The organism is Blautia sp. 1001283B150304_161114_C9 (assembly GCF_015668165.1).
Taxonomy (GTDB): domain Bacteria; phylum Bacillota; class Clostridia; order Lachnospirales; family Lachnospiraceae; genus Blautia_A; species Blautia_A wexlerae.
On sequence record NZ_JADPGO010000039.1, the window covers coordinates 1 to 25,711 of the forward strand.

Below are 25,711 nucleotides of genomic sequence, written 5' to 3' on the forward strand. Positions count from 1 at the left end.
GAGAGAAAGGTCAGATTGTGATACCGGCAAAAGCAAGAAAAATATTTGATATTCAGCCAGGTGATAATCTGATCATATTGGGCGATGAAAGTCAGGGGATTGCTATTATCAAAGAAAAAAGACTGGTGGAGATATTAAACGGAAAGGAATAAGACCACTCTACTTTACGCAGGGTGTTGCCACACAGATCTTGCAATACAATCTAATATTTATATTTGATGGTGGGAATACATGAACTGATACGAATAGATAGATTATGGCAACAGCAGGTTGCTTTTCAGACTGCAGATTTATCGATATGATAAAGATAACGGAGGTGACGACTATGGAAACAAAAAAGATAATTCTTAAACTTAGAACAGAAAGAGGAATGTCACAGGACGAGCTGGCAAATAAAGTTATGGTGACGAGACAGGCAGTATCACGTTGGGAAAATGGAGACACAGTCCCAAATACTGATACACTTAGGCTTTTATCAAAAGAATTTGATGTTTCAATTAATACGCTTTTGGGAGAACCAAGAAAGCTGATTTGTCAGTGCTGTGGAATGCCAATTGATGATGATTCCATCTTGGGACGTGATAAAGATGGTACATTAAACGAGGAATATTGTAAATGGTGCTATGCAGATGGAACGTACACATATAATGATATGGATGAACTGATTGATGTGTGTGTAAAGAATATGGTAAATGAAAACTTTACCGAAGAACAGGCACAATCTTATTTGAAAGAAATGCTTCCTAAATTGGATTACTGGAAAAGGTATGATGAACTTAGGATAATAAGCGGGAATCCTCGGCAATTCAATTAAAAAGACCTGGGACACAGGACAAACCAGAAGTTCCACAGCCTGCCGTATAACAGGATCTACATCATGCTGGAATATAAGCTGAAAAGATATGGGATCCGTTTTGTAAAACAGGAAGAAAGTTATACCAGCCAGTGCAGTCCGCTGTCACCGGAAGTAGGGAAAAGATATGCGGAACCGTCCAACTGGAAAGAGAGAGGATTATATAGGGATGGAAACAGAGTCTATAATGCAGATGCGGTAGGCGCATATAATATCCTGAGAAAATATCACTCCGTATCCGGAATAAAAAGAGAACTGTCCGTAACCGGACTGAAAACACCGGAAATAATAAAAGTAGCTGTATAGCTCTAAAGAGCAAACAGTAGTGGTGCCATGGATGCACCCTGAAAAAAGGCGGTATCCCGCCTTAATTCAGATGCTCTGGTAACTCAGTTACCGAGTAATTCACGTTGCTCATTTGCAATTCCTCCTTTCCTTATTTACAAGTTGATTATAAGATAGGTGTAAAAGGATTGCTTGCCAAATCGAAAGAAGATATAGACAAATGTTGCAAAGGAGAGTATTTCATGCAGTTAAAATATGTTGACACAAAAGAGGAGATCATAGCAATAAATAGGAAGTCAAAACATATTGAACCACATCTTCATAATGCACTGGAGATCGTTTGTGTAACAAGTGGAGCATTAGAACTTGGTGTCGGACAGGAACTATACCATATGGAAAAAGGAGATAAGTCAGAGAACATTTAACCGAGTATTTAAAGAAAGATATAAAATATCACCGAGTGACTACCGGAGTACATGTCTGAAAGATATGTTGTCATAACATATAGATTAATAAATTCAATAAAAATCTGATTATCAATCTGAAATAAGTATCTCTGGGTGTTATTTATAATATGGGGTAGTGGTTAATTATTATGTCATGTATGAATGGGGAAGAAACAAACGGAGAACTGCTTCAGAAAAAGAAGTAGACAAACTGTAAATAAAGAAGTTAAGAGAGGCTGTTACTTTAGAAACTATTTAAAGAAGTAACAGAAGTCGGGGAAGCGTTAGAAAAGATACAAGAAACATAAATCAATATTGTTCGTTCTATTTTCAGTAACACATTTCGCAATGCGAAAAATAGGTTGCTGAACAGTCGTTGCCTATATTATAATGAAGCTATAGCACCCTGTTAAATAATACATTTGAGAAAGTTCAACTTTCACGCTCTGTTAAGCCGGATCAATATACATTATTTACGAGGAGTGCTACAGGTACAATAAAAAACGGACAAGAGGCAGACTGATATGGAAAATAAACTGGAACATTTAAAAGAATATCTGAAGGGACTTGGCAGTGTAGCAGTTGCTTTTTCAAGTGGAGTGGATTCTACATTCTTATTAAAAGTAGCTCATGATGTGCTGGGTGATAAGGCGATTGCGATTACAGCTCAATCCTGTTCTTTCCCGAAAAGAGAGCTGAATGAAGCGAAGGCATTCTGCGAGAAAGAGGGGATCAGGCACGTGATCTGCCAGTCTGAGGAACTGGAGATTGAGGGATTTTCAAAGAATCCTCCGAACAGATGTTATTTATGTAAAAAAGAACTGTTTGAGAAGATTGGCGATATTGCGAAAAAAAATGGGATTGAATATATTGCAGAGGGATCAAATATGGATGATAACGGCGATTACAGACCAGGTCTGATTGCCGTAAAAGAGCTGGGAGTTAAGAGTCCGCTACGTGAGGCGAAACTGACAAAGGCAGAGATTAGAGAATATTCCAAAGAAATGGGGCTTCCGACCTGGGATAAACAGTCATTTGCCTGTCTGTCCTCCAGGTTTGTGTACGGTGAGACTATCAGTGAGGAAAAGCTTGGAATGGTTGAGAAAGCAGAGCAGCTTTTGCTTGACTATGGATTCCATCAGGTACGTGTCCGTATTCACGGTTTACTTGCAAGAATTGAGATCATGCCGGAGGAATTTCCGAAACTTCTGGAAAAAAATGTCCGAGAGGATATTGCAAAGAAATTTAAGGAGTATGGATTTACTTATGTGACCATGGATATTCTGGGATATCGTATGGGAAGTATGAACGAAACACTTGGCGAAAATGATAAAACGACTGCAGATAGCAGCCTTAAGGGTAAAAACGAATGACAGTAAAAGAGAGAATAGCAGCACTTCGTGCACGCATGAAAGAGACAGGAATTGATGCATATCTGATTCCTACAGATGATTTTCATGGTTCAGAATATGTAGGTGAATATTTCAAATGCAGAAAATATATCACAGGATTTACCGGTTCTGCAGGCACTGCGGTGATCATGCAGGATATGGCAGGATTATGGACGGATGGACGTTATTTTATCCAGGCTGCAGATCAGCTGGAGGGAACAGGAATTACTTTATTTAAAATGGGTGAACCGGAAGTTCCCACAGTTCATGAATTTCTGAAAAAAAATCTGACACAGGGAAGGTGTCTGGGATTTGACGGACGTACTGTCAGTGCAAAAGAGGCAACAGAATTGGAGAAAATGCTGGATGAAAACGGTGTGTCTCTCAGTGTTGATCACGATCTGGCAGGCGATATATGGGAAAACCGTCCGGTACTTTCCTGTGAACCGGTTACAGAGCTGGATATAAAATGGGCAGGAGAATCCAGAGCTGATAAATGCGCAAGAATCCGCAAAGCAATGGAGAAGAAGGGTGCAGAATTATTTGTACTGACTTCTCTGGATGATATTGCCTGGCTGTTAAATATACGTGGGGGAGATATCCACTGTTGTCCGGTGGTTCTTTCTTATCTTGTAATGACAAAAACAGAGATCAGACTTTTTGCAAATGAGAAAGCCTTTCAGACAGACGTACTGGAAGCGCTGGAAAAAGATGGTGTGACCCTTTTTCCCTATGACAGTATCTATGAGTATGTGAAAACATTTAAAAAGGACAAAAAAGTTCTTCTCTGCAAAAAGAAAGTCAACAGTCGTCTGGTTAGCAATATTCCGGCAGACACCCGGATTCTGGATGAAGAAAATCTTACACTTCTTCCCAAGGCAACGAAGAATCCTGTTGAGGTGGAAAATGAACGCATTGCGCATATCAGAGACGGAGTTGCAGTTACAAGGTTCATATACTGGTTAAAGAAGAATGTTGGAAGGATTCCAATCACAGAATTAAGTGCAGCAGAAAAGCTGTATGAATTCCGTTCGGAACAGGAGGATTTCATAGATAACAGTTTTGATCCGATTATTGCCTATGGAAAGCATGCTGCTATTGTGCATTATTTTGCAACACCCGAAACGGATATTCCTCTGGAACCATCCGGCTTTCTTCTGGCAGATACAGGAGGACATTATAAAGAGGGAACTACTGATATTACCCGTACTGTTGTCATGGGACCGACTACTGAGGAAGAGAAAAAGTACTTCACAGCAGTTTTGCGGGGAACTCTGAATCTGGGAGCTGCCAGATTTCTTCATGGCTGTACCGGTGTAAACCTGGATATTCTGGCGAGACAGCCGTTGTGGGAAATGGGAGAGGATTTTAAACATGGAACCGGTCATGGAGTAGGATATCTTCTGAATGTCCATGAAGGACCCAATAGCTTCCGATGGAAAATTGTTCCGGGTGGAAATGCAGTGCTGGAGGAGGGAATGATCACCTCTGATGAGCCGGGATATTACAGAGAGGATGGATTTGGAATCCGTCATGAAAATCTGATGGTCTGTAAAAAAGCTGAAAAAACAGAGTATGGTCAGTTTATGTGCTTTGAATTTCTGACCATGGTACCTTTTGATCTGGATGGAGTGGTGCCGGAATTGATGAGTGTCCGGGAACGTAACCTTCTCAATGATTACCATGCACAGGTATATGAGAAGATTTCTCCATATCTGGATGAAGAAGAGAGAGAATGGCTGAAAGATGCCACAAGAGCAATCTGATAAAAATTAGGTAAAAATATTTGATAAAATCAAAAAGAGGAACGGCTGTGATGGACAGTAGTTCCTCTTTTTTGGGGTTATTCAGAGACTTTAGCAAACTGGCTGTTATACAGAGTGTGATAAAAGCCGCCTTTTGCGATCAGTTCATCATGAGTACCCTGCTCAATAATGCTGCCGTCTTTCATAACAAGGATCAGGTCTGCGTTTCGGATCGTAGAAAGGCGATGGGCAACGATAAAGCTGGTTCTGCCTTCCATCATCCGTTCGAAAGCTTCCTGAATCTGCAATTCTGTTCGTGTATCAATACTGGAAGTGGCTTCATCCAGGATCAGCATCGGAGGCAGACAGAGCATAACTCTTGTGATACACAGCAGCTGTTTCTGCCCCTGGCTTAAGCTGTCTTCATTGAGCATGGTGTCCAGTCCTTTGGGAAGCCTCCGGATAAATTCCCAGCTGTGGGTAAGCTTGGCTGCTTCGATGATTTCAGTATCTGTAGCTTCCGGTTTTCCAATCGAGATATTGTCGCGGACAGTTCCGTTTTTGATCCATGTTTCCTGAAGCACCATACCATAGCTGCTTCTGAGAGAATGGCGGGTAATGTCTCTGATCGGTTTGCCGTCAACGGAAATAGATCCGGAATTTACATCATAGAATCTCATCAGAAGGTTGATAAAGGTTGACTTACCGCATCCGGTAGGTCCTACAATGGCAATGCGCATACCTGGTTTTACATGGAGATTAAAGTCCTCAATCAGTTTCTTTGATTCATCATAATGGAAGCACACATTCTTAATATCTACTTCACCCTTTACATCTTTCAGTGTCTCAGAAGCCTCTGCAACTTCCGGTTCCTCCTCCAGCAGATCGAAGATTCTGCCTGCACAGGCAAGAGCATTCTGAAGTTCTGTAACAACGGAACTGATATCATTGAATGGTTTCATATACTGGTTGGCATAGGAGAGAAGTACGGAAAGTCCTCCGACTGTCAGTCTGCCTCCAGGGATAATGAATGCACCCACCAGTGCAACACAGGCATAAATAATATTATTGACAAAACGGGTGGAAGGGTTTGTCAGGCTGCTGTAAAAAACAGCCTTCAGACTGCATTCCTGTAATTCTTCGTTAACCTTTGCAAAGCGTTCAGAAGATTTTTCCTCATATCCAAAAGCCTGAACAACCTTCTGGTTTCCAATCATCTCTTCGATGAGAGCAGTCTGACGTCCTCTGGCATCGCTTTGCTTCCGGAACATCTGGAAGGTATGGGAAGAAATAAATTTGGCCACCAAAAAGCTTACGGGGGTCAGGACAATGACCATCAATGTAATCCAGAAGTTTTTGGAGAACATGAAGATCAGTGTTCCGATGATCGTTACGATTCCGGAAAAAAGCTGGGTAAATCCAAGCAGCATACCATCGGATAGAATATCTGTATCTGCGATAATACGGCTGATGATATCTCCGGTACTGTGTCCGTCAAGGTAAGAGAGGGGAAGTACCTGAATGTGTCGGATGGCTTTGGCACGGATATCCTTTACTGTCTGGTAGGTCATGCGGTTATTGATCACATTCATAAGCCACGTGGCAGCAGAAGAGAGGATGACCATTACAAGGATACGTGACAGGTAATACCACATCATTTCGAAGTTTACCTGATGTTGGGCAATGACCTGATCAATGGCATTTCCGAATAGGATTGGGACATACAGCTGAAGGATAACGGAAACTGCTGCCAGTATGATACTGAGGATCAGCAGAAAACGGTATCTTCCGATGAAACGCAGTACTTTAAAAAAAGTTTCGCTGCTTTTGCTTTTAGCAGGATCTTTTATTGTTGATCTGCTCATACAGTCACCTCCATTATATTATCTGCAGATACAGAGGCGTATCTGGCTCTTTCTTCTGGAAACTGTGAGAAATAGATTTCCCGGTAAGTATCACAGGTACGCAGCAGTTCAGCATGAGTACCCTTACCTGCCAGAGTACCGTTATCAAGGACAAGGATCAGGTCTGCCTGCTGAATGCTGGAGGAACGCTGGGATACCAGAAATGTAGTTACTTTCCAGTCAAGTCTGTTGAGAGACTTACGCAGTGCTGCATCAGTGGCAAAGTCCAGGGCACTGGCACTGTCATCCAGAATCAGGATTTCAGGTTTTTTTACCAGGGCGCGGGCAATGGTAAGTCTTTGTTTCTGGCCACCGGAAAGGTTTTTACCGTTCTGTTCCAGCATAAAATCAAGCTGTCCCGGTTTACCCTCTACTACCTCTTTTCCCTGTGCTGTGGTAAGTGCCTGCCACAGATCCTCGTCAGAGGCATCTTCCCGGCCCCATTTCAGATTGTCCCGGATAGAGCCTTTGAAAAGAGCTGCCTTCTGTGGAACAACACCGATTCTGGAGCGGAGATCACTTCTGGTGTAATTTTCAATATTCTGACCGTCCAGCAGAACAGTTCCTTTGCTGGCATCATAGAATCTGGAGATCAGATTTACCAGAGTGGTTTTTCCGCTTCCTGTACCACCGATAATACCTACGGTCTGTCCCTTTTTTACAGAAAAACTGATATGGGAAAGACTGGGGGCACCGGCTTTGCTGTACGCAAAGGTTACATCATCGAATACGACGGCATTTTCTGAAAGTGATGCATCAGCAGTTGCTGTTGCAAGGTCCTTCGATATCTGAGCAGAATATGTGGAGGAGGGGTAATCCATAGTAGATTTCACTTTCAGGATATCTGCCACACGTCCTGCGCAGGCTGCAGATTTGTTCAGGGTGATGATCAGGGAGGCAAGCTTGATCAGTTCCACGATCATCTGAGCCATATAGTTATAAAGGGCAACAACCTGTCCCTGCTGCATACCGCCAAGATTTACTTCTACTCCTGCTTTCTGGATCAGAATAACAGTAGCAATATTGATCAGTACGTAAGTGACCGGATTTAACAAAGCGGAAAGCTTTCCTACAAAGAGATTTAACTTTGTCAGCTCCTGATTGCGGGTGTCAAATTCTGCAACTGCCTCTTTTTCGCGGCAGAATGCACGGATAACGCGGACGCCTGTAAGGTTTTCTCTGGTCAGTCCGGTTACTGTGTCCAGTTTTCCCTGTACTTTTTTAAACAGAGGAATACTGAGAAACATAATGACAAAGACAACCAGAAACAGAAATGGGATCGCAACAGCAAAAACCAGAGCACATTTAAAATCAATGGTAAATGCCATGACCATGGATCCAAGTACGATAAACGGACTTCGAAGAAGAAGACGAAGTCCCATATTTAATCCGTTCTGAATCTGATTGACATCATCGGTGAGTCTTGTGATAAGAGTATCTGTTCCCAGGGTATCCAACTCTGTATAGGACAGATGCTGTACATGGTCATAAACTGCCTGTCTTAATTCTGTGGCAAAGCCCACGCTGGCTTTAGCGGCAAAGAACTGAGCTGTGATGGTACTGGCAAGACCAAGAGCCGCCATTAGTATAAGAATAGAAAATCTCTGGACAATGTATCTGTTGTCGTGGTTTGCAATACCTACATCTATGATCTGTGCAATGACGATAGGTACGATCAGGTCAAATACAACCTCCAGAAATTTAAAAAATGGCGCAAGGATGCTTTCTTTTTTGTAGTTTTTTAAATAAACCGTCAATGAACGCATTTTAAAAATTCCTTCCTTTCGTAAAAATCTTTCCTATATTATTTCTTCCTTTTTTTGAAAAATAATACATTCAAAAGTGTATCATTTAAGACTTTTTTGTCAAGAAGAATGTGCAAAAACAGATGAACTTTGGAGAAAATTCAGCTTGACTTCAAAAAAAGATATTATTAAAATATTCCGTGGCACTATTTGTGCACTGACAATTGATAAATTATTATTACCATAATGAGGAAGAGACAGACTATGGAGATTATTGAGACATTTGGTCATTATGTGGAAAATCTGACGGATAAAAAGCCTCAGTCAGCCCGCCGGCTGTTAAAAACCGGCTGGGAGGCGCAGAATCTGAAGTTCCGTTACATGCAGGACAAGAGACTGATGCCTGCAGACAGGCATCTTGCAAACCTGATGATGGATACCATGCTGTGGCCCCTTCAGAAACCGGAAGATTCTGTTATTGTAAGTGTTTTTACACCCTGCGAAATGATGCAGGAGGTGGGATTACATCCCTATAATGTAGAAGGATTTTCCTGCTATCTTTCTGCAAGCAAAGCAGAGAGGGCATTTTTGCAGCAGGCAGAAAATCAGGGAATTGCAGAGACACTGTGCAGTTATCACAAGACATTTCTTGGTGCAGCGCAGAAAGGACTTCTGCCAAAGCCTAAATGTATTGTTTATACCAACCTGACCTGCGATGCTAACCTGCTCACCTTCCGTACCCTGGCAGATTTTTACCAGGTACCTGTATTTGCCATTGATGTACCATGGAATCAGACCACAGAGAATGTACAGTATGTGGCAGATCAGTTAAAGGATTTAAAAATATTTCTGGAAAAAAATACAGGAAAAACAATCTCTGAGGATAGATTAAAGGAACGTCTTGCCTGCAGTAAGCGGACTCTGGAGAATTACAAAAAATATCAGCAGATGCGTGCAGACAGATATGTGCCCTCTGATCTGGTCACACCCTTGTATGCAGGAATGACAAACAATATCCTTCTGGGAACAGCAGAAGAAGAGAAGTATACACAGATGCTTCTTGAAGATATTAAGAAAGCACCGGCAGCGAAAGGGAAGCACATTTACTGGATGCATACCATTCCATTCTGGTCGGATGCAGTGCGCCAGGAGCTTTGCTTCAGTGAGAAAGCCCAGATCGTAGGATGTGAACTTGCAGAAACCTGTGAGCCGGATTTTGATCCTGAGAACCCCTTTGAAGCAATGGCAGAAAGAATGGTATATCATTCACTGAATGGAAGTGCCCTTAGAAGGATTGAAGCCGGTATCCGCCATGCGAAACAGGCAGGAGCAGACGGTGCTGTGTGGTTTGGACATTGGGGATGTAAACATACGCTTGGTGCGGCACAGCTTGCAAAGAAGAAGTTCGAGGAAGCCGGTCTGCCCCTTTTGATCCTGGACGGTGACGGGTGTGATCGAAGCCATGGAGGAGAAGGACAGACTTCCACCAGGCTGGGAGCTTTTCTGGAAATGCTGGGAGGTGCTGAGAATGAATAAAATTTACTATGTCTGTAAATATACCCCAATTGAACTTCTGGAATCTCTTGGCGGGGAATGTGAGAACTTTAATCATATGCCGGAGGGATTTGACCTGGCCGATCAGGTTTCACATCCTAATATCTGCGGTTTTGGAAAAACACTTCTGGAAGGAGTCATGGAGGGGAAAATCAAGGAACTTGTCCTGGTGAGCTGCTGTGATACTATCCGGAGTGTCTATGACATTCTGCTTGAAAGCGGCAAGCTGGATTTTCTCTATATTTTGGATGTGCTTCACTGTGACAGTGCCTGCAGCAGAGAGCGTATGGCTGTACAGTTAAAAGGGCTGGCGAAGGCTTATGCACAGTACAAAGGCACAGAGTTTGATGCCGGAAAATTCCGGACTGCTTTCCATGCACAGGAGAAAATCACAAAGTCCCATATTGCAGTGCTTGGCGCCAGAATGGGGCAGGAATTATTTGAAATGACCAGCAAGGCTATGCCTCTTCCTGTAGAGAATGATACCTGCGTGCATAACCGTTCTGTGGGAAATATACTTCCACCGGAGGGTGCTTCTTTTGATGAGCTGATGGACTGGTATGCAGGTGAGATTCTGGGGCAGATTCCATGTATGCGTATGATGGACCCGACAGGCCGTAAGAAGCTTTATAATGATCCGTCTGTTGCGGGGATTATTTATCATACAGTGAAGTTTTGTGATTTTTACAGCTTCGAATATGCTGAGATCAAGAATCATACAGATGTACCTCTTTTAAAAATCGAATCAGATTATACTATTCAGAGTAGCGGTCAGCTTCTTACCAGACTGGAAGCTTTTGCAGAGAGCATTCAGCCTGAAACACTGGAGCAGACCATAGATGGAGACACAAAAGGAGAGAGAAAAATGGGAAAAGGTTATTTCGCAGGGATTGACAGTGGTTCCACCAGTACAGATGTGGTGATTTTAAATAAAGATCATGAGATTGTGACCAGTATTATCCTGCCTACAGGAGCAGGAGCTGCTATCGGAGCAGACCGTGCCCTTGCAGAGGCATTGAAGGAGGCCGGATTGCAGAGAGAAGATATTGATGCGCTGGTTACTACCGGATACGGACGTACTGCCATTAAAAATGGTGATAAGAGTATCACAGAGATCACCTGTCATGCAAGAGGTGCGCATTTCCTGAATCCGGAAGTCCGTACTGTTATTGATATTGGCGGACAGGACAGCAAGGTGATCCGACTGGATGAGAACGGTGCAGTTGCAAACTTTGTTATGAATGACAAATGTGCGGCAGGAACCGGACGATTTCTGGAAATGATGGCACGTACCATGGAAATGAATCTGGATCAGATGAGCGAATGTGGGCTGGAATTCAAAGAAGATATTACAATTTCCAGTATGTGTACAGTATTTGCAGAATCAGAAGTTGTATCCCTGATCGCCCAGAATAAGGCAACAGATGATATTGTCCATGGCCTGAATAAGGCGGTTGCCGTAAAGACTGCCGCCCTTACCAGACGTGTGGGCGGTGAGGAGAAATATATGATGACCGGTGGTGTTTCTAAGAATAAGGGCCTGGTAAAGACACTGGAAGAGAAGCTTGGAACAAAGCTGGTAATCAGTGACAAGGCTCAGCTTTGCGGTGCACTTGGCGCGGCACTGTTTGCAGCTGATATGGCTGATGTATAAAAATTATTTAAATATCCAGGGATTTTACAAGGTGGAAATCTCTGGAATTTTTATACTTTTTTTATAAAAGTTTAATTTTCTATTGACGAGTTCAAATTTAAGAGCTATAGTATACCACAGTAACAGCAAATTAACGAGGTGAAGTTTGCAGGAAAGAGGAAGCCACACAAAAGGCTATACCCGCCGAAGGAGTAAAACTCTCAGGTTCCCTGGATGCAGGGAAGAACTGCAAATGGATCGTTTCTCTGGAGACACCCGTTAGATCGGGGGCCGAAGGTGCAAATAACACGAATTATCAATAGCTGCCCACAAATGGTTATCTGATTCGTGTCTTGAATCTCTCAGGCAAAAGGACAGAGGATGCTTTATCATCCCCGCTGATTCATATGAACTATATGAACAGTATTTTCTGAACTTCTGATTTTTGAAACGGTCTGTTATTACTTTGTTTCCCAGCTGTACAATATATTACACTTTTTAAAAGAAAAAGGAGATTTATTATTATGTGGGAAGCGATCAATTCTTTTTTGACAACAGTAGACAATCTGGTCTGGGGCGTGCCCCTTATGGTCCTGATCATGGCAGGTGGTATCCTGTTAACTGCCAGACTTGGACTTCTTCAGATGCGAAGACTCCCTCTTGCATTGAAATGGATGTTTAAGAACGAAGAAGAAGGCGATGGTGAGATTTCCAGCTTTGCAGCTTTATGTACAGCACTGAGCGCCACAATCGGAACCGGTAATATCGTCGGTGTTGCAACTGCTGTCTGCGCCGGAGGTCCCGGAGCTTTATTCTGGATGATTCTTGCAGCATTCTTCGGAATGGCAACAAAATTTTCCGAAGGTCTTCTTGCAGTGAAATACCGTGTGGTAGCAGAAGACGGTCACAGCCTTGGCGGTCCTTTCTATTACATTGAGAAAGGTATGGGAACAAAATGGAAATGGCTTGCAAAGATTTTTGCATTCTTTGGTGTATGCGTAGGTCTTTTCGGAATTGGTACATTCAGCCAGGTAAATGGTATTTCCAGTGCAGTTCAGAATTTCTTTGATCCGAACAAATCAAACTGCGTGAATATCCCATTCCTTGGAGAGTATTCCTGGGCAGTTGTAATTTCTTCCCTGATTCTTGCAGCCTGTGTTGCAGCAATCCTCATCGGAGGTCTGAAACGAATTGCAACAGTCAGCCAGATTATTGTACCGTTTATGGCGGTGATTTATCTGATCTTCAGTGTTGCGCTGATTCTTTTAAACATTACAGAGATCCCGGCAGCAATCGTTACAGTTGTGAAGGGAGCCTTTAATCCGTCAGCAGTGACAGGCGGTGTGGTAGGAACAATGATCGTATCCATGCAGAAAGGTGTGGCTCGTGGTATTTTTTCAAATGAAGCAGGTCTTGGTAGCGCACCTATCGCAGCGGCAGCAGCTCAGACAAAAGAGCCTGTACGTCAGGGTCTTGTAAGCATGACTGGTACATTTATTGATACGATCGTGATCTGTACAATGACAGGCCTTTCCATCGTACTGACAGGTGCATGGCAGGTAGAAGGTCTGGAAGGTGTTCAGGTAACAACCTATGCATTCCAGCATGGACTTCCGATCCCTGGACAGATTTCTGCATTTGTATTAATGATCTGTCTGGTATTCTTTGCATTTACTACAATTCTTGGATGGGATTATTACAGTGAAAGATGTCTGGAATATCTGACAAACGGACATAAGAAAACAATCCTTACATACCGCTGGCTTTACATTCTGGCAGTATTTATCGGACCGTACATGACAGTAAGTGCTGTATGGACGATCGCAGATATCTTCAACGGACTGATGGCGATTCCGAATATGATCGCATTGTTCGCATTAAGTGGAGTGATCGTAAAAGAAACAAAAGCGTTCTTTGCAGCAGAAAAGCATAAAATGTAAGGAATCAAAAGTAATAAAATAACAGAAAACAGTAAATCCTCTGATCATGGAATTTATAGCAATCCTGATCAGAGGATTTTTTTGCTTGAATTTGACTGATTATGACTTTTTTGTGCAAAGTGAACCAAAATCAGTCATTATTTTTATGGATTAGTTTGATTGACTTTGAACGAATATGACAGTATACTAAGAACGTAAACAAAAAACAGTCACGAACATGCAGAAAAGACATGACAATATGTACTTTTGGAATCTTTTGGCGCAAGTGAAATAAAGACTCCGAAAGGATACCAATATAAAACGGGAGGGAAAAGAAGAGATGATTTACACAGTGACTTTTAATCCATCTCTGGACTACATCGTTTCGGTAGATGATTTTAAACTGGGGCTGACAAACAGAACAAGTTCAGAGCTGATGCTTCCGGGGGGAAAGGGAATTAATGTTTCCACAGTCCTTATGAATCTTGGGATTGAGAACACTGCACTTGGATTTACCGCAGGGTTTGTAGGGAAAGAAATTATCCGTAGATTACATGAGATGGGAGTAAAATCTGAGTTCATTCAGATTAGTGAAGGAGTTTCAAGAATCAATCTGAAACTGAAATCTATTGACGGAACCGAGATCAATGGTGCAGGACCGGTGATCAGCAAGGATAAAGTAGAGGAATTGATGAAGAAACTGGAAGAGCTTGGAGAAGGCGATGTACTTTTCCTGGCAGGCAGCATCCCATCTTCTATGCCGGATGACATGTATGAACAGATCCTGGCAAGGTTGGATGGAAAAGGTGTGATGATCGTAGTTGATGCCACAAAGGATCTTCTGGTTAATGTCCTGAAATATCATCCGTTCCTTGTAAAACCAAATAATCATGAACTGGGCGAAATCTTCGGTGTAGAATTAAAAACAAGAAAAGATGTAATTCCTTATGGAAAGAAACTTCAGGAAAAAGGTGCAAGAAATGTGCTGATCTCCATGGCTGGCGAAGGTGCAGTTCTGGTAGCAGAGGATGGACAGGTATTTGAAGAACCTGCACCAAAAGGCAGGCTGGCAAATGGTGTGGGTGCAGGAGATTCCATGGTAGCAGGATTCGTTGCAGGCTGGATGGAGAAGAAGGATTACGAACATGCATTCCACATGGGAATTGCAGCAGGAAGTGCAAGTGCATTTTCTGAAAATCTTGCAACAAAGGAAGAAATAGAAGCGGTTTATGGTCAGATAACCGGAAAATAATAAAGGGGGAAGAAAAGATGAGAATAACAGATCTGCTTGACAGACGAAGCGTATCGCTGACAGCTGCTCCGAAAACAAAGTCAGAAACTCTGGATATGGCAGTTGATCTGATGGTAAAGAGTGAGAAGATCAGCGACCGTGAGGCTTATCGTAAACAGGTATATTTAAGAGAAGAAGAGAGCACAACAGGTATTGGCGAGGGAATTGCCATTCCTCATGGTAAATGTGATGCAGTTAAGAAGCCGGGGCTTGCGGCAATGGTCATCAAAAATGGTGTAGAGTTTGAAGCACTGGATGACGAACCTGTAACCTTATTATTCCTGATCGCAGCGCCGAATACAGAGGATAACATTCACCTGGATGTACTCAGTAAGCTCTCTGTGATGCTGATGGATGAGGAGTTTACAGAATCTCTCCGCAATGCATCTTCTGTAGATGAGTTTATGGACATTATTGACAGGGCAGACAGTGAAAAGAAAGATATTGATGAGAGACTGGCAGATACCGGATCAGCAGAAGGAACACAGGCGAAGATTCTTGCGGTTACTTCCTGTCCTACCGGTATCGCACATACGTACATGGCAGCAGAAGGAATTGAAAAAGCTGCAAAAGCAAAGAACTGTTTTGTGAAGATTGAAACCCGTGGATCCGGTGGTGCAAAGAATGTGCTGACAGATCAGGAGATTGCTGATGCAGACTGTATTATTGTCGCAGCAGATGCCAAGGTTCCCATGGAACGTTTCGATGGTAAAAAAGTGATCGAATGTCAGGTATCCGACGGAATCAGTAAAGCAGATCAGCTCATTGACAGAGCAATCAATGGGGATGTACCGGTCTACCACGCAGCAGCCGGTTCCCAGACATCTTCTGCCGGTAACAAATCCGGCGGCAGTGTAGGACATAAGATCTATATGCAGCTGATGAATGGCGTATCTCATATGCTTCCGTTGGTTGTAGGCGGTGGTATCCTGATCGCCATTGCGTTTCTGATCGATGGATTAAGTGTAGATTTAAGTGCGCTTCCGGCAGATCAGAGAGCAAACTTCGGTACCATTACTCCGGTAGCGGCTCTGTTTAAAGGCATCGGTGGTACAGCATTCGGATTTATGCTTCCGATCCTTGCCGGATTTATTGCAATGGCAATTGGTGACAGACCGGCACTTGCACTTGGTCTGGTAGGCGGTATGATGGCAGCCAACGGTAAATCTGGTTTCCTTGGAGCTTTGCTTGCAGGCTTTGCAGCCGGATATATTATTCTTGGACTTCGTAAATTATGTGATAAACTTCCGGAAGCCCTGGAAAAGATCGCCCCTGTTTTGATCTATCCTGTAGTTGGAATCCTTGTTATGGGACTCCTGATGACATTTATTGTAGAGCCGGTTATGGGCGGTATCAACACAGGTCTGAATAATGCCTTGACAGGAATGGGAAGTTCTAGTAAAGTAATACTTGGCATTGTGCTTGGCGGAATGATGGCTATTGATATGGGTGGTCCGTTCAACAAAGCAGCATATGTATTCGGAACAGCTGCAATTGCAGCAGGTAACTATGATATTATGGCAGCAGTTATGATCGGCGGTATGACACCTCCCTGTGCAATTGCACTGGCAACACTGCTGTTTAAGGATAAGTTCACAAAAGAAGAGAGAGATGCAGGTCCTACCAACTTTATCATGGGTCTTGCATTTATCACAGAAGGTGCGATTCCATTCGCAGCATCTGACCCCCTTCGTGTACTTCCTTCCTGTATCGTAGGATCTGCGGTGGCAGGAGCGATTTCCATGGCATTCGACTGTACACTGATGGCACCACACGGTGGAATTTTCGTATTCCCTGTGGTTGGAAACGCAGTTATGTACTTGGTCGCACTGGTTGCAGGAACAGTAATCTCTGCAGTTCTTCTTGGTCTGTTAAAGAAGAAAGCAGCATAAGCAGCGAAATAAAAAAGCAATAACAAAAAATTAAAATAAAGAACATGGAGGATATCAAAATGAAAGAATTTAAGTATGTAGTTACAGACAACGAAGGAATCCACGCACGTCCTGCAGGAGAACTTGTAAAACTGGTAAAGGGATTTGAGTCAACAATCTCTATTGAAAAAGAAGGTAAAAAAGTAGACTGCAGAAAACTTCTTGCACTGATGGGACTTGGCGTTAAGAAAGGTCATGAAGTAACATTCACAATCGAAGGCGCTGATGAAGAAGCAGCATATGAAGCAGTAAGCAAATTCATGCAGGAGAACCTGTAATTCATAGAATTAAATATAAGAAACTGACAGACAGGAGATGATGCATTCATCTCCTGTTTCTGTTATAATGAGATATCAGGGTCAAAAGGTCAGAAAGTCGTTCGTGCTTGCACGATAAGACTTTTGAACTTGGGACCCGCCAAACATGAGGAAGTAGCGATTTACGAAGTAAATCTGCGGATTCCGAATGTTTGTAGAGTTGCGGGAGCTACGAAGCAGCGGAGCAATTCGTAGATATCGGAGAAAATAATCAGAAGTAAACAATCAAAGCAAATATACAATGGAGGCAGGGGTACATGCTTACAGAACAGAGATTTGATATTATTCTGAAGCTTCTGGAAGAAAAAAAGAGTGTTACAGTAACAGAACTGAGAGAACTTCTGGATGCATCAGAGTCCACAGTGCGCAGAGACATTACTGCACTGGACAAAGCGGGAAAACTTACCAAGGTTTTCGGCGGCGCAGTAGCATTAAATCATAAAGTAACTGCCTATGAACCGACTGTGGCGCAGAAATCAGAATTAAATAAAGAAGAAAAGAAGAAGATTGCAAAATATGCTGCCAGCCTGATTACACCAGATGATTTTGTTTATCTGGACGCAGGAACCACCACTGGTCTGATGCTGGAATATCTGGCAGGTGTAAGAGCTGCCTTTGTCACTAATGCAGTATCCCATGCCCAGACTCTGGCAAAGATGGGAATCCGGGTTTACCTGATCGGAGGAGAACTGAAGAGCTCCACAGAAGCAGTCGTAGGCAGTCAGGCAATGCAGATGATCCAGATGTATCATTTTACAAAGGGCTTCTTCGGAACAAATGGAATCACCAGAAGAGAAGGCTTTACCACACCGGATACCAGTGAAGCAATTGTAAAGAGTACTGCAATGAAGCAGTGCAAAGATGTATATATCCTGACAGATAAGTCAAAGTTTGGAGAAGTAAGTTCTGTGACATTCGGCGGGTTTACAGATGCTAAAATTCTTACAGAAGAGATTCCGGAGGAGTATCAGGATAGCAAAAATATTCTGAAAGTGGAATAAATAATTGATCAGAATGCCGTCGGCAGGTAGAGTAGGCAGGAATGATATTTAGATTGGAGAGATGTGGGATGAAGTTTGCGCATATTGGAGATCTGCATATTGGAAAAAGGGTGCATGATTTTTCCATGCTGGAGGATCAGAGGTATATTCTGGATCAGATGATGAAAATCTTTGCGGAACAGAAAGTGGATGGAGTTTTAATCGCAGGGGATGTTTATGATAAGACAGTGCCGTCGGCAGAGGCAGTGCAGTTGTTTGATGAGTTTATTACAAGACTGGCTAAAGCTGAGATTCCTGTGTACATGATCAGTGGAAATCATGATTCAGCAGAAAGGCTTTCCTTTGGGGCAAAGCTGTTTGAAAGCAGTGATATTTATATTTCGCAGGTTTATGATGGTGAAATGAAAAGGATTGTGCTGAAAGATCAGTATGGATCAATATCTGTATATCTTCTGCCTTTCCTGAAACCTGCGGCAGTACGCCATGCTTTGCAGAGAGATGACATTAATACTTATGAAGAGGGTGTCATGGCTGCTCTGCAGGAGTGTGAGATTGACAGGACACAGAGAAATGTGCTGGTGGCACATCAGTTTGTGACCGGAGCAGACAGAAGCGACTCAGAAGAAACATGGGTTGGCGGTCTTGATAATGTCAGTGCGGAGGTATTTAAGGATTTTGACTATGTGGCACTGGGACACATCCACAGACCTCAGAAAATGGGGAGAGAGACCTTGCGTTACAGTGGGACGCCACTTAAGTATTCTTTTTCGGAAGCAGATCATAAAAAGTCAGTAACGATTGTGGAACTTCTGGAGAAGGGGAATGTGACGGTCAGTACAGTACCTTTGATTCCCAGACGTGATATGCGTAAGCTGAGGGGAACTTATATGGATGTGACAGCGAAGGATCATTATACTGCTGAAAATAAGATGGATTATCTTCAGATTACCCTGACGGATGAGGAAGATGTGCCGGGGGCACTTCAGAAGCTGCGTACTGTTTATCCCAACCTGATGCGTCTGGAATATGATAATAAACGAACACGTGAGAACCGTGAGGTTCAGGCAGTGGAGGCTCAGGAACAGAAGTCAGAGCTGCAGCTGTTTGAGGAGTTTTATGAACTGTTAAATAATGAACCTATGAAAGAAGAACAGACAGAGTTTGTGGAGAAACTGATCCAGGATCTGAAGGAGGTGCGCGTATGAAACCATTGAAGCTGACATTATCTGCATTTGGTCCATATGCGGATGAGACTGTGATCGATTTTACACAGCTTGGAGGACAGGGACTTTTTTTGGTGACCGGAGATACGGGAGCAGGAAAAACCACGATCTTTGATGGGATTACATTTGCGTTGTACGGGGAGACAAGCGGAGGAGTCCGGGAGGCATCCATGCTCAGAAGCAAGTATGCAAAACCGGAAACACCTACGTATGCGGAATATATTTTTGAATATAAAGATGCAGTGTATACGGTGAAACGAAGCCCGGATTATGAGCGTCCAAAGACCAGAGGCACCGGAATGACTACCCAGAAGGGGGAGGCGTTGCTTACTTTTTCTGATGGAAGAGCTCCTGTGACAAAGCTAAAGGAAGTGAATCAGGCGGTTACTGAACTGATCGGACTGGATATGAAGCAGTTTACACAGATCGCCATGATTGCACAGGGAGATTTCAGAAAATTACTGTTGGCTGATACAGAGGAACGCAGCAATATTTTCAGAAAGCTTTTCCATACGGATATTTATAAGGTAATTCAGGAAAAATTAAAATTCGAAGCCGGCGGTCTGGACAAAGCGTATAAAGAGCTGCTGAGAAGTATCCGTCAGTATACGGAACAGGTCAGATATTCTACAGAAAATCAGTTGGGACAACAGTGGTTATTGATGGAGAAGAATGGCTTTGAAGGAAATCTGGAAGAAGGTCTGGAAATTCTGGAGCAGTTTCTGAAGGCAGATAAGGATAACTTGAAAGCTGTAAATAAGCAGATCAAAGAGAATGATACAGAACTTGAAAAAGTAAATCAGCTTTTGGGAAAGGCTCATAAAGAAGCAGATGCAAAGGCAAGGAAGGAACAACTTCTGCAAGAGAAAGAAGTATTGCTTCCACAGTTGGAACAGGCACAAAAAGATGCAGAAAATGGGGCAAAGGAATCAGAGGAGATCCAACGCCTGATACTTTCCATACAGAAAGAAAAAGAGAATCTGAAGCGTTATACAAATCTGGAAAATCTGCTCAGAGAAATAGAAAATGTCTCAAAACAGATTGAAAAATTGGAAACAGACAGTATTGCACTGCAGAATCGTCAGAAAGAAAAGAAAATTGTTCTTGAAGAAAAACAAAAAGAATATCAGACAACAGACAGTGCAGAGAAAGAAAAAGCAGAAACAGATTTCCGGAAAGAGAAAATAGATAATCTTTATGCAGGAGTTTATAAGAACTGCGGAAATCTTGAGTTTCTTCAGACAAAAATCAGTGAACTGAAAATACAGTCTGAACAGGAAGAACAATTTGCGAAACAGATAAAAAAGGATTTGACTGATCTGGAAGAGAAAATTGTTTCCGGTGGGAATCTGGAAATCAAAGAGAACAGCCTGGTCGTACGTTTGCAGCAGATACAGAAAATAGAAGATCAGCAGAAACGGTATCAGGATCTGGAAAAGAAAGCAGAAAGCAAAAAGAAGGCTTATCTGACCGCTTCTCAGAAACGGGCAGAAATAAAAGAAATCCTGAACAAAATGGAACAGGCTTATCTGGATGGGCAGGCGGGGATATTGGCAGCAGGACTTCAGGATGGAATGCCGTGTCCGGTATGTGGTTCTGTTCATCATCCAAAGCTTACGCAGACTCCGAAGGAAGTTCCCACAGAAGAACAACTGAAAAAACAGAAAAAGTTAACAGAAGCTGCGGAAAAAGCGGCATCTGACGCAAGTGTGCAGGCAGGAGAGACTGCAGGACTGGTGAAGCGTTGCAGGGAAGAATTGACAGAAGGAGTTAAAGACTATGCAGCACAGTTTCTGTCACAAGAGGAGGCAGAAAAAATACTTCGAAAGGAACTTCCTGATCATGAATTATGCTTGTTTGTAAAAAATCAGGAAAGTATCGTACAGACAGGATTAGAAGAACTCAAAAAACAGAAAAAAGCTCATCAGGATTTACTGAAGAAAAAGGAAGAGTTCACCACACAGTCAGAACAGCATACAAAAGAATTTCAGAAATTACAGATCAGTCTTGAAAAGAGGAAGAGCCAGCTGGAAAGTATTCAGGAACAGCTGCAGAATCAATTGGACGAACCTGTACTGACATGGATCCATGAAGAAGATATAAGACAGAGAATGAAAACTGATCCGGAACTGTCACAGAATCACAGCAGTGAAACAGTGAATCAAAAGGAAAATTGTAATGTATTACAGGCTTTGCTGCAGGGAAAGAGAGCAGTAGAATGGCTGAAACAGCAGCAGAATATTCTGGAACAGAAACAAAAGGATCTTACAGCATTTTTGGAACAGAGAAAACTTCTGGAGATGCAGATTGGTAAGACTCAGACAGAACTTACAACGATCACAGACCAGATCAATCAGAATCAGCAGCAGACAGCAGCAGAGAAATCCAGATATGAACAGCTGCAGAAGCAGAGAGAGAACATGGAAAAAGAGTTGGGTGAAAGGACAAAGGAAGAAATCCTGTCTCAGATCCAGCTTAAGACTGAGGAACAAAAGAAGATTGAAATACATTACAAAACAGTAACAGAAGCGAGAGAAGTATTAGAAAAGAGAATGACAGAGCTGGATTCTGTAATCGCATCTCTGACAGAACAGTTAAAAGAATCCATAAGTATTTCAGCTGAGGAACTGAATGCTCAGAAAGAAAACTTTGCACAGCAAAAGAAATCACTTTCAGAAAATCGTGATGAAATCCATGCCCGCCTGGAAATCAACAGTGACATGTATGAAAAAATCCGCAGACAGCAGACAGAACTTCTGAAAACGGAAACCCGCTGGAAGTGGATGAAATCTCTCTCAGACACTGCCAATGGTACGATCACGGGTAAGGCAAGGGTCATGCTGGAAACTTACATCCAGATGCAGTATTTTGACCGCATTCTTGCGCGTGCCAATATCCGTCTGATGACCATGAGCAGCGGTCAGTACGAGTTAGTTCGCAGAAAAGAAAACAAGAGCAGGGTAGGGAAAACCGGTCTGGAACTGGATGTAGTAGATCATTACAATGGAACTGTCCGAAGTGTCAAGACCTTATCCGGCGGAGAAACATTTCAGGCATCTTTGTCTCTGGCATTGGGATTTTCTGATGAAATTCAGTCAAGCTCGGGCGGGATCCAGCTTGATACCATGTTTGTGGATGAAGGTTTCGGATCTTTGGATGAAGATGCCCTTGATCAGGCAATCCGTGCATTGAAGGATCTCAGTCAGGGAAGCAGACTGGTGGGGATTGTTTCCCATGTAGCAGAGCTGAAAGAACGTATTGATAAGAAGATCATAGTAACAAAGAAACGGACAGAAGATGGAGTTGGAAGTGCGATCTGTATAGAAGGATGAGATTTTATGGTCAAGCGGATAAAATCATCCGCTTTGCTAGGCGGCGCTACATCGAATAACTGTTTCACAGTGTATCAGAAGGAGTTGTCACTCCTCCTGATACAAGCAAGTCCCTACCCATTGCGTATTGTTTTTTGCAACCGACCCCGGGGACTTACTTGATGCGGTTAAAAAAGGCAGTTACTAAAAAAAGTTATACAAAATTAACTTGACAGAATACCAGAGATAGTATATATTAAGTTATGAAGTTAGACATAAATAACTCGAACTGCTGAACGATTTGTTGAAGGTCTTTTTACAGCAGTAATTCAAGCTTTGTAGCAAACAAAAGCAATAAAATGTTTCGTAAAGCTTTATTTTTTGATAGATAGTTAGCATGTCCTAACTAATATTTTGCCATTGAGAAAGGGATCATAACATGTTGGAGAAATCTGTGATCGAACATTGTTCACCTACATTAGCATCTATTAAAACCGGAAATCTTTTTACATATAAATATGAATCTGAGGAAGAATTATGGAAAAGCGTAGAAGGCTTTAATGAATGTGTAAGAGAAAAAGGCGTTTCCCTCACAGTACTTCGCAGGAGTGAGAAAAAGGCGCTGATTTATGTCTGCCGGTTCTCAAGCCTTGAAAGAGATCTGAAGAAACCTGGTGTTGCGAATTTCATAAAGAAGTATGGGTATGAGAGTACAGATCCTGCATATGCACTTGAGAGACTGAGAAGCCGCCTGGCCCAGAGAGAAGATTTTCCTCATGAAATCGGATTGTTTCTGGGATATCCGCTGGGAGATGTGATCGGGTTTATCAAGAATGCAGGGCAGAACTGTAAATGTGTAGGTTGTTGGAAGGTTTATTGCAATGAATGTGAGGCAATAAAGGCTTTTGCCAGATTTAAGAAATGTACCAGCGTGTATGTACGTCTCTGGAATCAGGGAAGAAGTGTACGTCAGCTGACGGTGGCAGCGTAAGGAAGAAGCTATATACAATAATATAGCAGGGATGGAGAGTTCGTTTAAGAATCAGTATAATAGAAAAGCCGTATGACTTTTTATTATAATATAAATCATGGCTTTGCGGCAAAGAAAAAGGCAGAGCAAATTTAAGGAGGATTTTAATCATGAGTAAAGTAGCAGTTGTATATTGGAGCAGCACAGGAAACACAGAAGCAATGGCAAACGCAGTTGCAGACGGAATCAGGAAAAAAGGCGGCGAAGCTGTTCTTCATACCTGTGAGGATTTTGACGGTTCTAAAGTTGCTGAATATGATGCAATCGCCTTCGGATGCCCTGCAATGGGAGATGAAGTTCTCGAAGATACAGAATTCGAGCCAATGTTTGACGGATGCAAAGATGCCCTGAAAGGCAAGAACATCGCTCTGTTTGGTTCTTATGGATGGGGAGACGGCGAATGGATGCGTAACTGGGAAGAGTCCTGTAAAGAAGCAGGTGCAAATCTTGTATGCGACAGCGTGATCTGCCAGGAAGAGCCAGATGATGAAGCTACAGATGCTTGCAAAGCTTTAGGTGCTGCATTAGTATAACAGAATAGATAAGATAAGAAATACCGGGAGACTGTCTGCATGAATATGCGGCAGTCTCCTTTTTTCGGTTGATAATATTTACAGAAACTGTTTTGGGGATTATACTATTTATTAATAGTGAGTTCAGTTTTATAGACATTTACAGGCAGTCGCAATGTACAGGCGGAGATGGCGGCGTTTGGGCTGAAATGATTTTTATAAAAAATATAAAATAAGGGAGATACAACAATGAATCAGAGAGAAAGAATGTTAAGCGGACTTCCATATAAGGCATGGCTAGATGGTCTGGAGGAAGACAGAAAGGCATGCAAGCAGAAAATCTATGATTTTAATCAGCTGCCGCCATCCAGACAGAGTAAGGAAGCGCCTCAGATGATCAAGAATATTTTTGGAAAAACAGGCGAAAATGTCTGGGTGGAAGCACCATTCCACTGTGACTATGGCTGGAACATTGAAGTAGGTGAGAATTTCTATTCCAATTATAATCTGACAATCCTTGATGTGGGAAAAGTAACATGTGGAAAAAATGTTCAGATCGCGCCAAATGTCTCCATTTATACAGCGGGTCATCCGGTTCATCCGGACAGCCGTAATTCAGGATATGAATACGGAATTCCTGTAACAGTGGGAGATAATGTATGGATCGGCGGAAATACAGTGATTCTTCCGGGTGTTACCGTTGGAAGTAATGTAGTGATCGGTGCAGGAAGTGTAGTATCCAAAGATATCCCGGATAATACGATAGCAGCTGGAAATCCATGTAAAGTAATCCGCGAGATTACAGACGAAGACAGAATCTATTACTTTAAGAAACAGAAATTTGATGATGAGGCGTGGGAAGAAGTAAAGAATAAAAATAAATAGCAGAACTGACAGTTTGCCTATGTCAAAATCCCGAGACATACTTTGCGAAACGTGTTGCTGTGAACGGAGTGAACAGTAATCAATTCCACAAAATACAGGTAAATAATAGACAGGAGATGATGCATTCATCTCCTGTTTATGTTACAATGAATATGATAAATATGGGAGTTGTTCAGTAATGGAGCAATTTGCAGATATCAGGGTGGATAGAGTGAATATACAGATGGAGGTTATTAGCAGTTAAATATAAATTATAAAATTATATAAGCACATGTTGAGTTTTATAAGATATTAGAGTAGAATATCATTGAAAGGAGTTGATACTTTGAGTAAATATTATTCTATACATGAATTTTCAAAAATTATAGGCGTATCTGCCCAGACATTACGAAATTGGGATGCCAATGGAAAACTTCATCCGCATCATACTACAGTAAGTGGCTATAGATATTATTCTGATGAGCAACTCAACCAGGTAATAAATGTAAAGCCTAAAAACCGCATTACAATTGGATATTGTCGCGTTTCTAGCCATAAACAGAAAGATGATCTGGAACGACAGATTGATAATGTTAAGACATATCTTCTGGCAAAAGGACAGCCGTTTGAGATAATAAGTGATATCGGTTCCGGAATTAATTATAAGAAAAAAGGACTTCAGGAATTGATCAGGCGAATATCTCAAAATCAGGTTGAAAAGGTTGTTGTTTTATATAAAGATCGGTTACTGCGATT

Annotated in this window: 20 protein-coding genes, 1 pseudogene and 1 riboswitch; of the genes and pseudogenes, 19 read left to right on the forward strand and 2 right to left on the reverse strand. The window is 42.3% G+C overall.

Translation table 11 applies throughout. From position 1 onward, the window contains the following. Positions 1 to 14: 14 nt before the first annotated feature. The 6 genes and pseudogenes from I4V44_RS15245 (at position 15) to I4V44_RS15270 (ending at position 4,741) form a co-directional block, all read left to right on the forward strand. The gene (locus I4V44_RS15245; RefSeq protein WP_271724959.1) at positions 15 to 152 is read left to right on the forward strand and encodes a hypothetical protein; all 138 of its coding nucleotides are present in this window, start codon (positions 15 to 17) and stop codon (positions 150 to 152) included. Positions 153 to 325: 173 nt separating this feature from the next. Then, positions 326 to 814 (forward strand): zinc ribbon domain-containing protein, encoded by a 489-nt coding sequence (locus I4V44_RS17800; protein WP_271724957.1) that lies wholly within the window; start codon positions 326 to 328, stop codon positions 812 to 814. A gap of 54 nt (positions 815 to 868) precedes the next feature. Then, positions 869 to 1,159, forward strand: a complete 291-nt coding sequence (locus I4V44_RS17805) for a zinc ribbon domain-containing protein (protein ID WP_271724960.1) — start codon at positions 869 to 871, stop codon at positions 1,157 to 1,159. Positions 1,160 to 1,350: 191 nt separating this feature from the next. Continuing rightward, positions 1,351 to 1,545 (forward strand): annotated as a pseudogene (locus I4V44_RS15260) (AraC family transcriptional regulator); the annotation flags it as partial. A gap of 563 nt (positions 1,546 to 2,108) precedes the next feature. Beyond that, positions 2,109 to 2,957, forward strand: coding sequence for an ATP-dependent sacrificial sulfur transferase LarE (gene larE, locus I4V44_RS15265; protein ID WP_196002911.1), 849 nt, complete (start codon positions 2,109 to 2,111; stop codon positions 2,955 to 2,957). After that, complete coding sequence (locus I4V44_RS15270; protein ID WP_196002912.1) at positions 2,954 to 4,741, forward strand: aminopeptidase P family protein; 1,788 nt, start codon at positions 2,954 to 2,956, stop codon at positions 4,739 to 4,741. The genes larE and I4V44_RS15270 overlap by 4 nt, the downstream gene beginning before the upstream one ends. Before the next feature lie 77 nt (positions 4,742 to 4,818). Here I4V44_RS15270 and I4V44_RS15275 read toward each other — a convergent pair whose 3' ends face one another. Together I4V44_RS15275 and I4V44_RS15280 are read right to left on the reverse strand one after the other, a co-directional pair. Continuing rightward, complete coding sequence (locus I4V44_RS15275; RefSeq protein WP_196002913.1) at positions 4,819 to 6,585, reverse strand: ABC transporter ATP-binding protein; 1,767 nt, start codon at positions 6,583 to 6,585, stop codon at positions 4,819 to 4,821. Then, on the reverse strand, positions 6,582 to 8,390 hold the full coding sequence (locus I4V44_RS15280; protein ID WP_196002914.1) for an ABC transporter ATP-binding protein: 1,809 nt from the start codon (positions 8,388 to 8,390) through the stop codon (positions 6,582 to 6,584). Before I4V44_RS15280 ends, I4V44_RS15275 begins: the two co-directional genes overlap by 4 nt. Before the next feature lie 243 nt (positions 8,391 to 8,633). On the opposite strand from I4V44_RS15280, the gene I4V44_RS15285 reads away from it, so the two are divergent. The 13 genes from I4V44_RS15285 to I4V44_RS15345 all read left to right on the forward strand — a co-directional run. Beyond that, a complete protein-coding gene (locus tag I4V44_RS15285) occupies positions 8,634 to 9,905 on the forward strand; it encodes a 2-hydroxyacyl-CoA dehydratase subunit D (RefSeq protein WP_118586407.1) in 1,272 nt (423 codons plus the stop codon). After that, positions 9,898 to 11,577: an acyl-CoA dehydratase activase gene (locus tag I4V44_RS15290; protein ID WP_196002915.1), complete on the forward strand. Its 1,680-nt coding sequence runs from the start codon at positions 9,898 to 9,900 to the stop codon at positions 11,575 to 11,577. Before I4V44_RS15285 ends, I4V44_RS15290 begins: the two co-directional genes overlap by 8 nt. Before the next feature lie 235 nt (positions 11,578 to 11,812). Next, positions 11,813 to 11,944: riboswitch (glycine riboswitch) on the forward strand. Between the two features lie 136 nt (positions 11,945 to 12,080). Continuing rightward, a complete protein-coding gene (locus I4V44_RS15295) occupies positions 12,081 to 13,496 on the forward strand; it encodes an alanine/glycine:cation symporter family protein (RefSeq protein WP_008703562.1) in 1,416 nt (471 codons plus the stop codon). 319 nt (positions 13,497 to 13,815) lie between these two features. After that, the gene (pfkB, locus tag I4V44_RS15300) at positions 13,816 to 14,727 is read left to right on the forward strand and encodes a 1-phosphofructokinase (RefSeq protein WP_196002916.1); all 912 of its coding nucleotides are present in this window, start codon (positions 13,816 to 13,818) and stop codon (positions 14,725 to 14,727) included. Positions 14,728 to 14,744: 17 nt separating this feature from the next. Further along, entirely contained in the window at positions 14,745 to 16,658 is a 1,914-nt protein-coding gene (locus I4V44_RS15305) for a PTS fructose transporter subunit IIABC (protein ID WP_196002917.1), read from the forward strand. Positions 16,659 to 16,717: 59 nt separating this feature from the next. Next, a complete protein-coding gene (locus I4V44_RS15310; protein ID WP_019162036.1) occupies positions 16,718 to 16,975 on the forward strand; it encodes an HPr family phosphocarrier protein in 258 nt (85 codons plus the stop codon). A gap of 296 nt (positions 16,976 to 17,271) precedes the next feature. Further along, the gene (locus I4V44_RS15315) at positions 17,272 to 18,015 is read left to right on the forward strand and encodes a DeoR/GlpR family DNA-binding transcription regulator (protein WP_118567011.1); all 744 of its coding nucleotides are present in this window, start codon (positions 17,272 to 17,274) and stop codon (positions 18,013 to 18,015) included. Between the two features lie 68 nt (positions 18,016 to 18,083). Further along, positions 18,084 to 19,220, forward strand: a complete 1,137-nt coding sequence (locus I4V44_RS15320; RefSeq protein WP_196002918.1) for an exonuclease SbcCD subunit D — start codon at positions 18,084 to 18,086, stop codon at positions 19,218 to 19,220. After that, positions 19,217 to 22,570: an AAA family ATPase gene (locus I4V44_RS15325; protein ID WP_196002919.1), complete on the forward strand. Its 3,354-nt coding sequence runs from the start codon at positions 19,217 to 19,219 to the stop codon at positions 22,568 to 22,570. Before I4V44_RS15320 ends, I4V44_RS15325 begins: the two co-directional genes overlap by 4 nt. A 418-nt stretch (positions 22,571 to 22,988) precedes the next feature. Further along, positions 22,989 to 23,540: a DUF3793 family protein gene (locus tag I4V44_RS15330; RefSeq protein WP_055053621.1), complete on the forward strand. Its 552-nt coding sequence runs from the start codon at positions 22,989 to 22,991 to the stop codon at positions 23,538 to 23,540. Positions 23,541 to 23,689: 149 nt separating this feature from the next. Then, on the forward strand, positions 23,690 to 24,112 hold the full coding sequence (locus I4V44_RS15335) for a flavodoxin (RefSeq protein ID WP_196002920.1): 423 nt from the start codon (positions 23,690 to 23,692) through the stop codon (positions 24,110 to 24,112). Between the two features lie 228 nt (positions 24,113 to 24,340). Further along, positions 24,341 to 24,976, forward strand: coding sequence for a sugar O-acetyltransferase (locus I4V44_RS15340; RefSeq protein ID WP_118521873.1), 636 nt, complete (start codon positions 24,341 to 24,343; stop codon positions 24,974 to 24,976). Between the two features lie 325 nt (positions 24,977 to 25,301). Further along, positions 25,302 to 25,711, forward strand: a 410-nt coding sequence (locus I4V44_RS15345) for an IS607 family transposase (RefSeq protein WP_196002921.1), incomplete at its 3' end; no start/stop codon positions are given.

Bases quoted from the DNA above. Each gene is read 5' to 3' on its own strand.
- I4V44_RS17800 (WP_271724957.1), top strand. From the start codon at position 326: ATGGAAACAAAAAAGATAATTCTTAAACTTAGAACAGAAAGAGGAATG.
- I4V44_RS15330 (WP_055053621.1), top strand. From the start codon at position 22,989: ATGTTGGAGAAATCTGTGATCGAACATTGTTCACCTACATTAGCATCT.
- I4V44_RS15320 (WP_196002918.1), top strand. From the start codon at position 18,084: ATGAAGTTTGCGCATATTGGAGATCTGCATATTGGAAAAAGGGTGCAT.
- I4V44_RS15335 (WP_196002920.1), top strand. From the start codon at position 23,690: ATGAGTAAAGTAGCAGTTGTATATTGGAGCAGCACAGGAAACACAGAA.
- I4V44_RS15340 (WP_118521873.1), top strand. From the start codon at position 24,341: ATGAATCAGAGAGAAAGAATGTTAAGCGGACTTCCATATAAGGCATGG.
- I4V44_RS15290 (WP_196002915.1), top strand. From the start codon at position 9,898: ATGAATAAAATTTACTATGTCTGTAAATATACCCCAATTGAACTTCTG.
- I4V44_RS15285 (WP_118586407.1), top strand. From the start codon at position 8,634: ATGGAGATTATTGAGACATTTGGTCATTATGTGGAAAATCTGACGGAT.
- I4V44_RS15275 (WP_196002913.1), bottom strand. From the start codon at position 6,585: ATGAGCAGATCAACAATAAAAGATCCTGCTAAAAGCAAAAGCAGCGAA.
- I4V44_RS15310 (WP_019162036.1), top strand. From the start codon at position 16,718: ATGAAAGAATTTAAGTATGTAGTTACAGACAACGAAGGAATCCACGCA.
- pfkB (WP_196002916.1), top strand. From the start codon at position 13,816: ATGATTTACACAGTGACTTTTAATCCATCTCTGGACTACATCGTTTCG.
- I4V44_RS15325 (WP_196002919.1), top strand. From the start codon at position 19,217: ATGAAACCATTGAAGCTGACATTATCTGCATTTGGTCCATATGCGGAT.
- I4V44_RS15295 (WP_008703562.1), top strand. From the start codon at position 12,081: ATGTGGGAAGCGATCAATTCTTTTTTGACAACAGTAGACAATCTGGTC.
- I4V44_RS15305 (WP_196002917.1), top strand. From the start codon at position 14,745: ATGAGAATAACAGATCTGCTTGACAGACGAAGCGTATCGCTGACAGCT.
- larE (WP_196002911.1), top strand. From the start codon at position 2,109: ATGGAAAATAAACTGGAACATTTAAAAGAATATCTGAAGGGACTTGGC.
- I4V44_RS15270 (WP_196002912.1), top strand. From the start codon at position 2,954: ATGACAGTAAAAGAGAGAATAGCAGCACTTCGTGCACGCATGAAAGAG.
- I4V44_RS15315 (WP_118567011.1), top strand. From the start codon at position 17,272: ATGCTTACAGAACAGAGATTTGATATTATTCTGAAGCTTCTGGAAGAA.
- I4V44_RS15280 (WP_196002914.1), bottom strand. From the start codon at position 8,390: ATGCGTTCATTGACGGTTTATTTAAAAAACTACAAAAAAGAAAGCATC.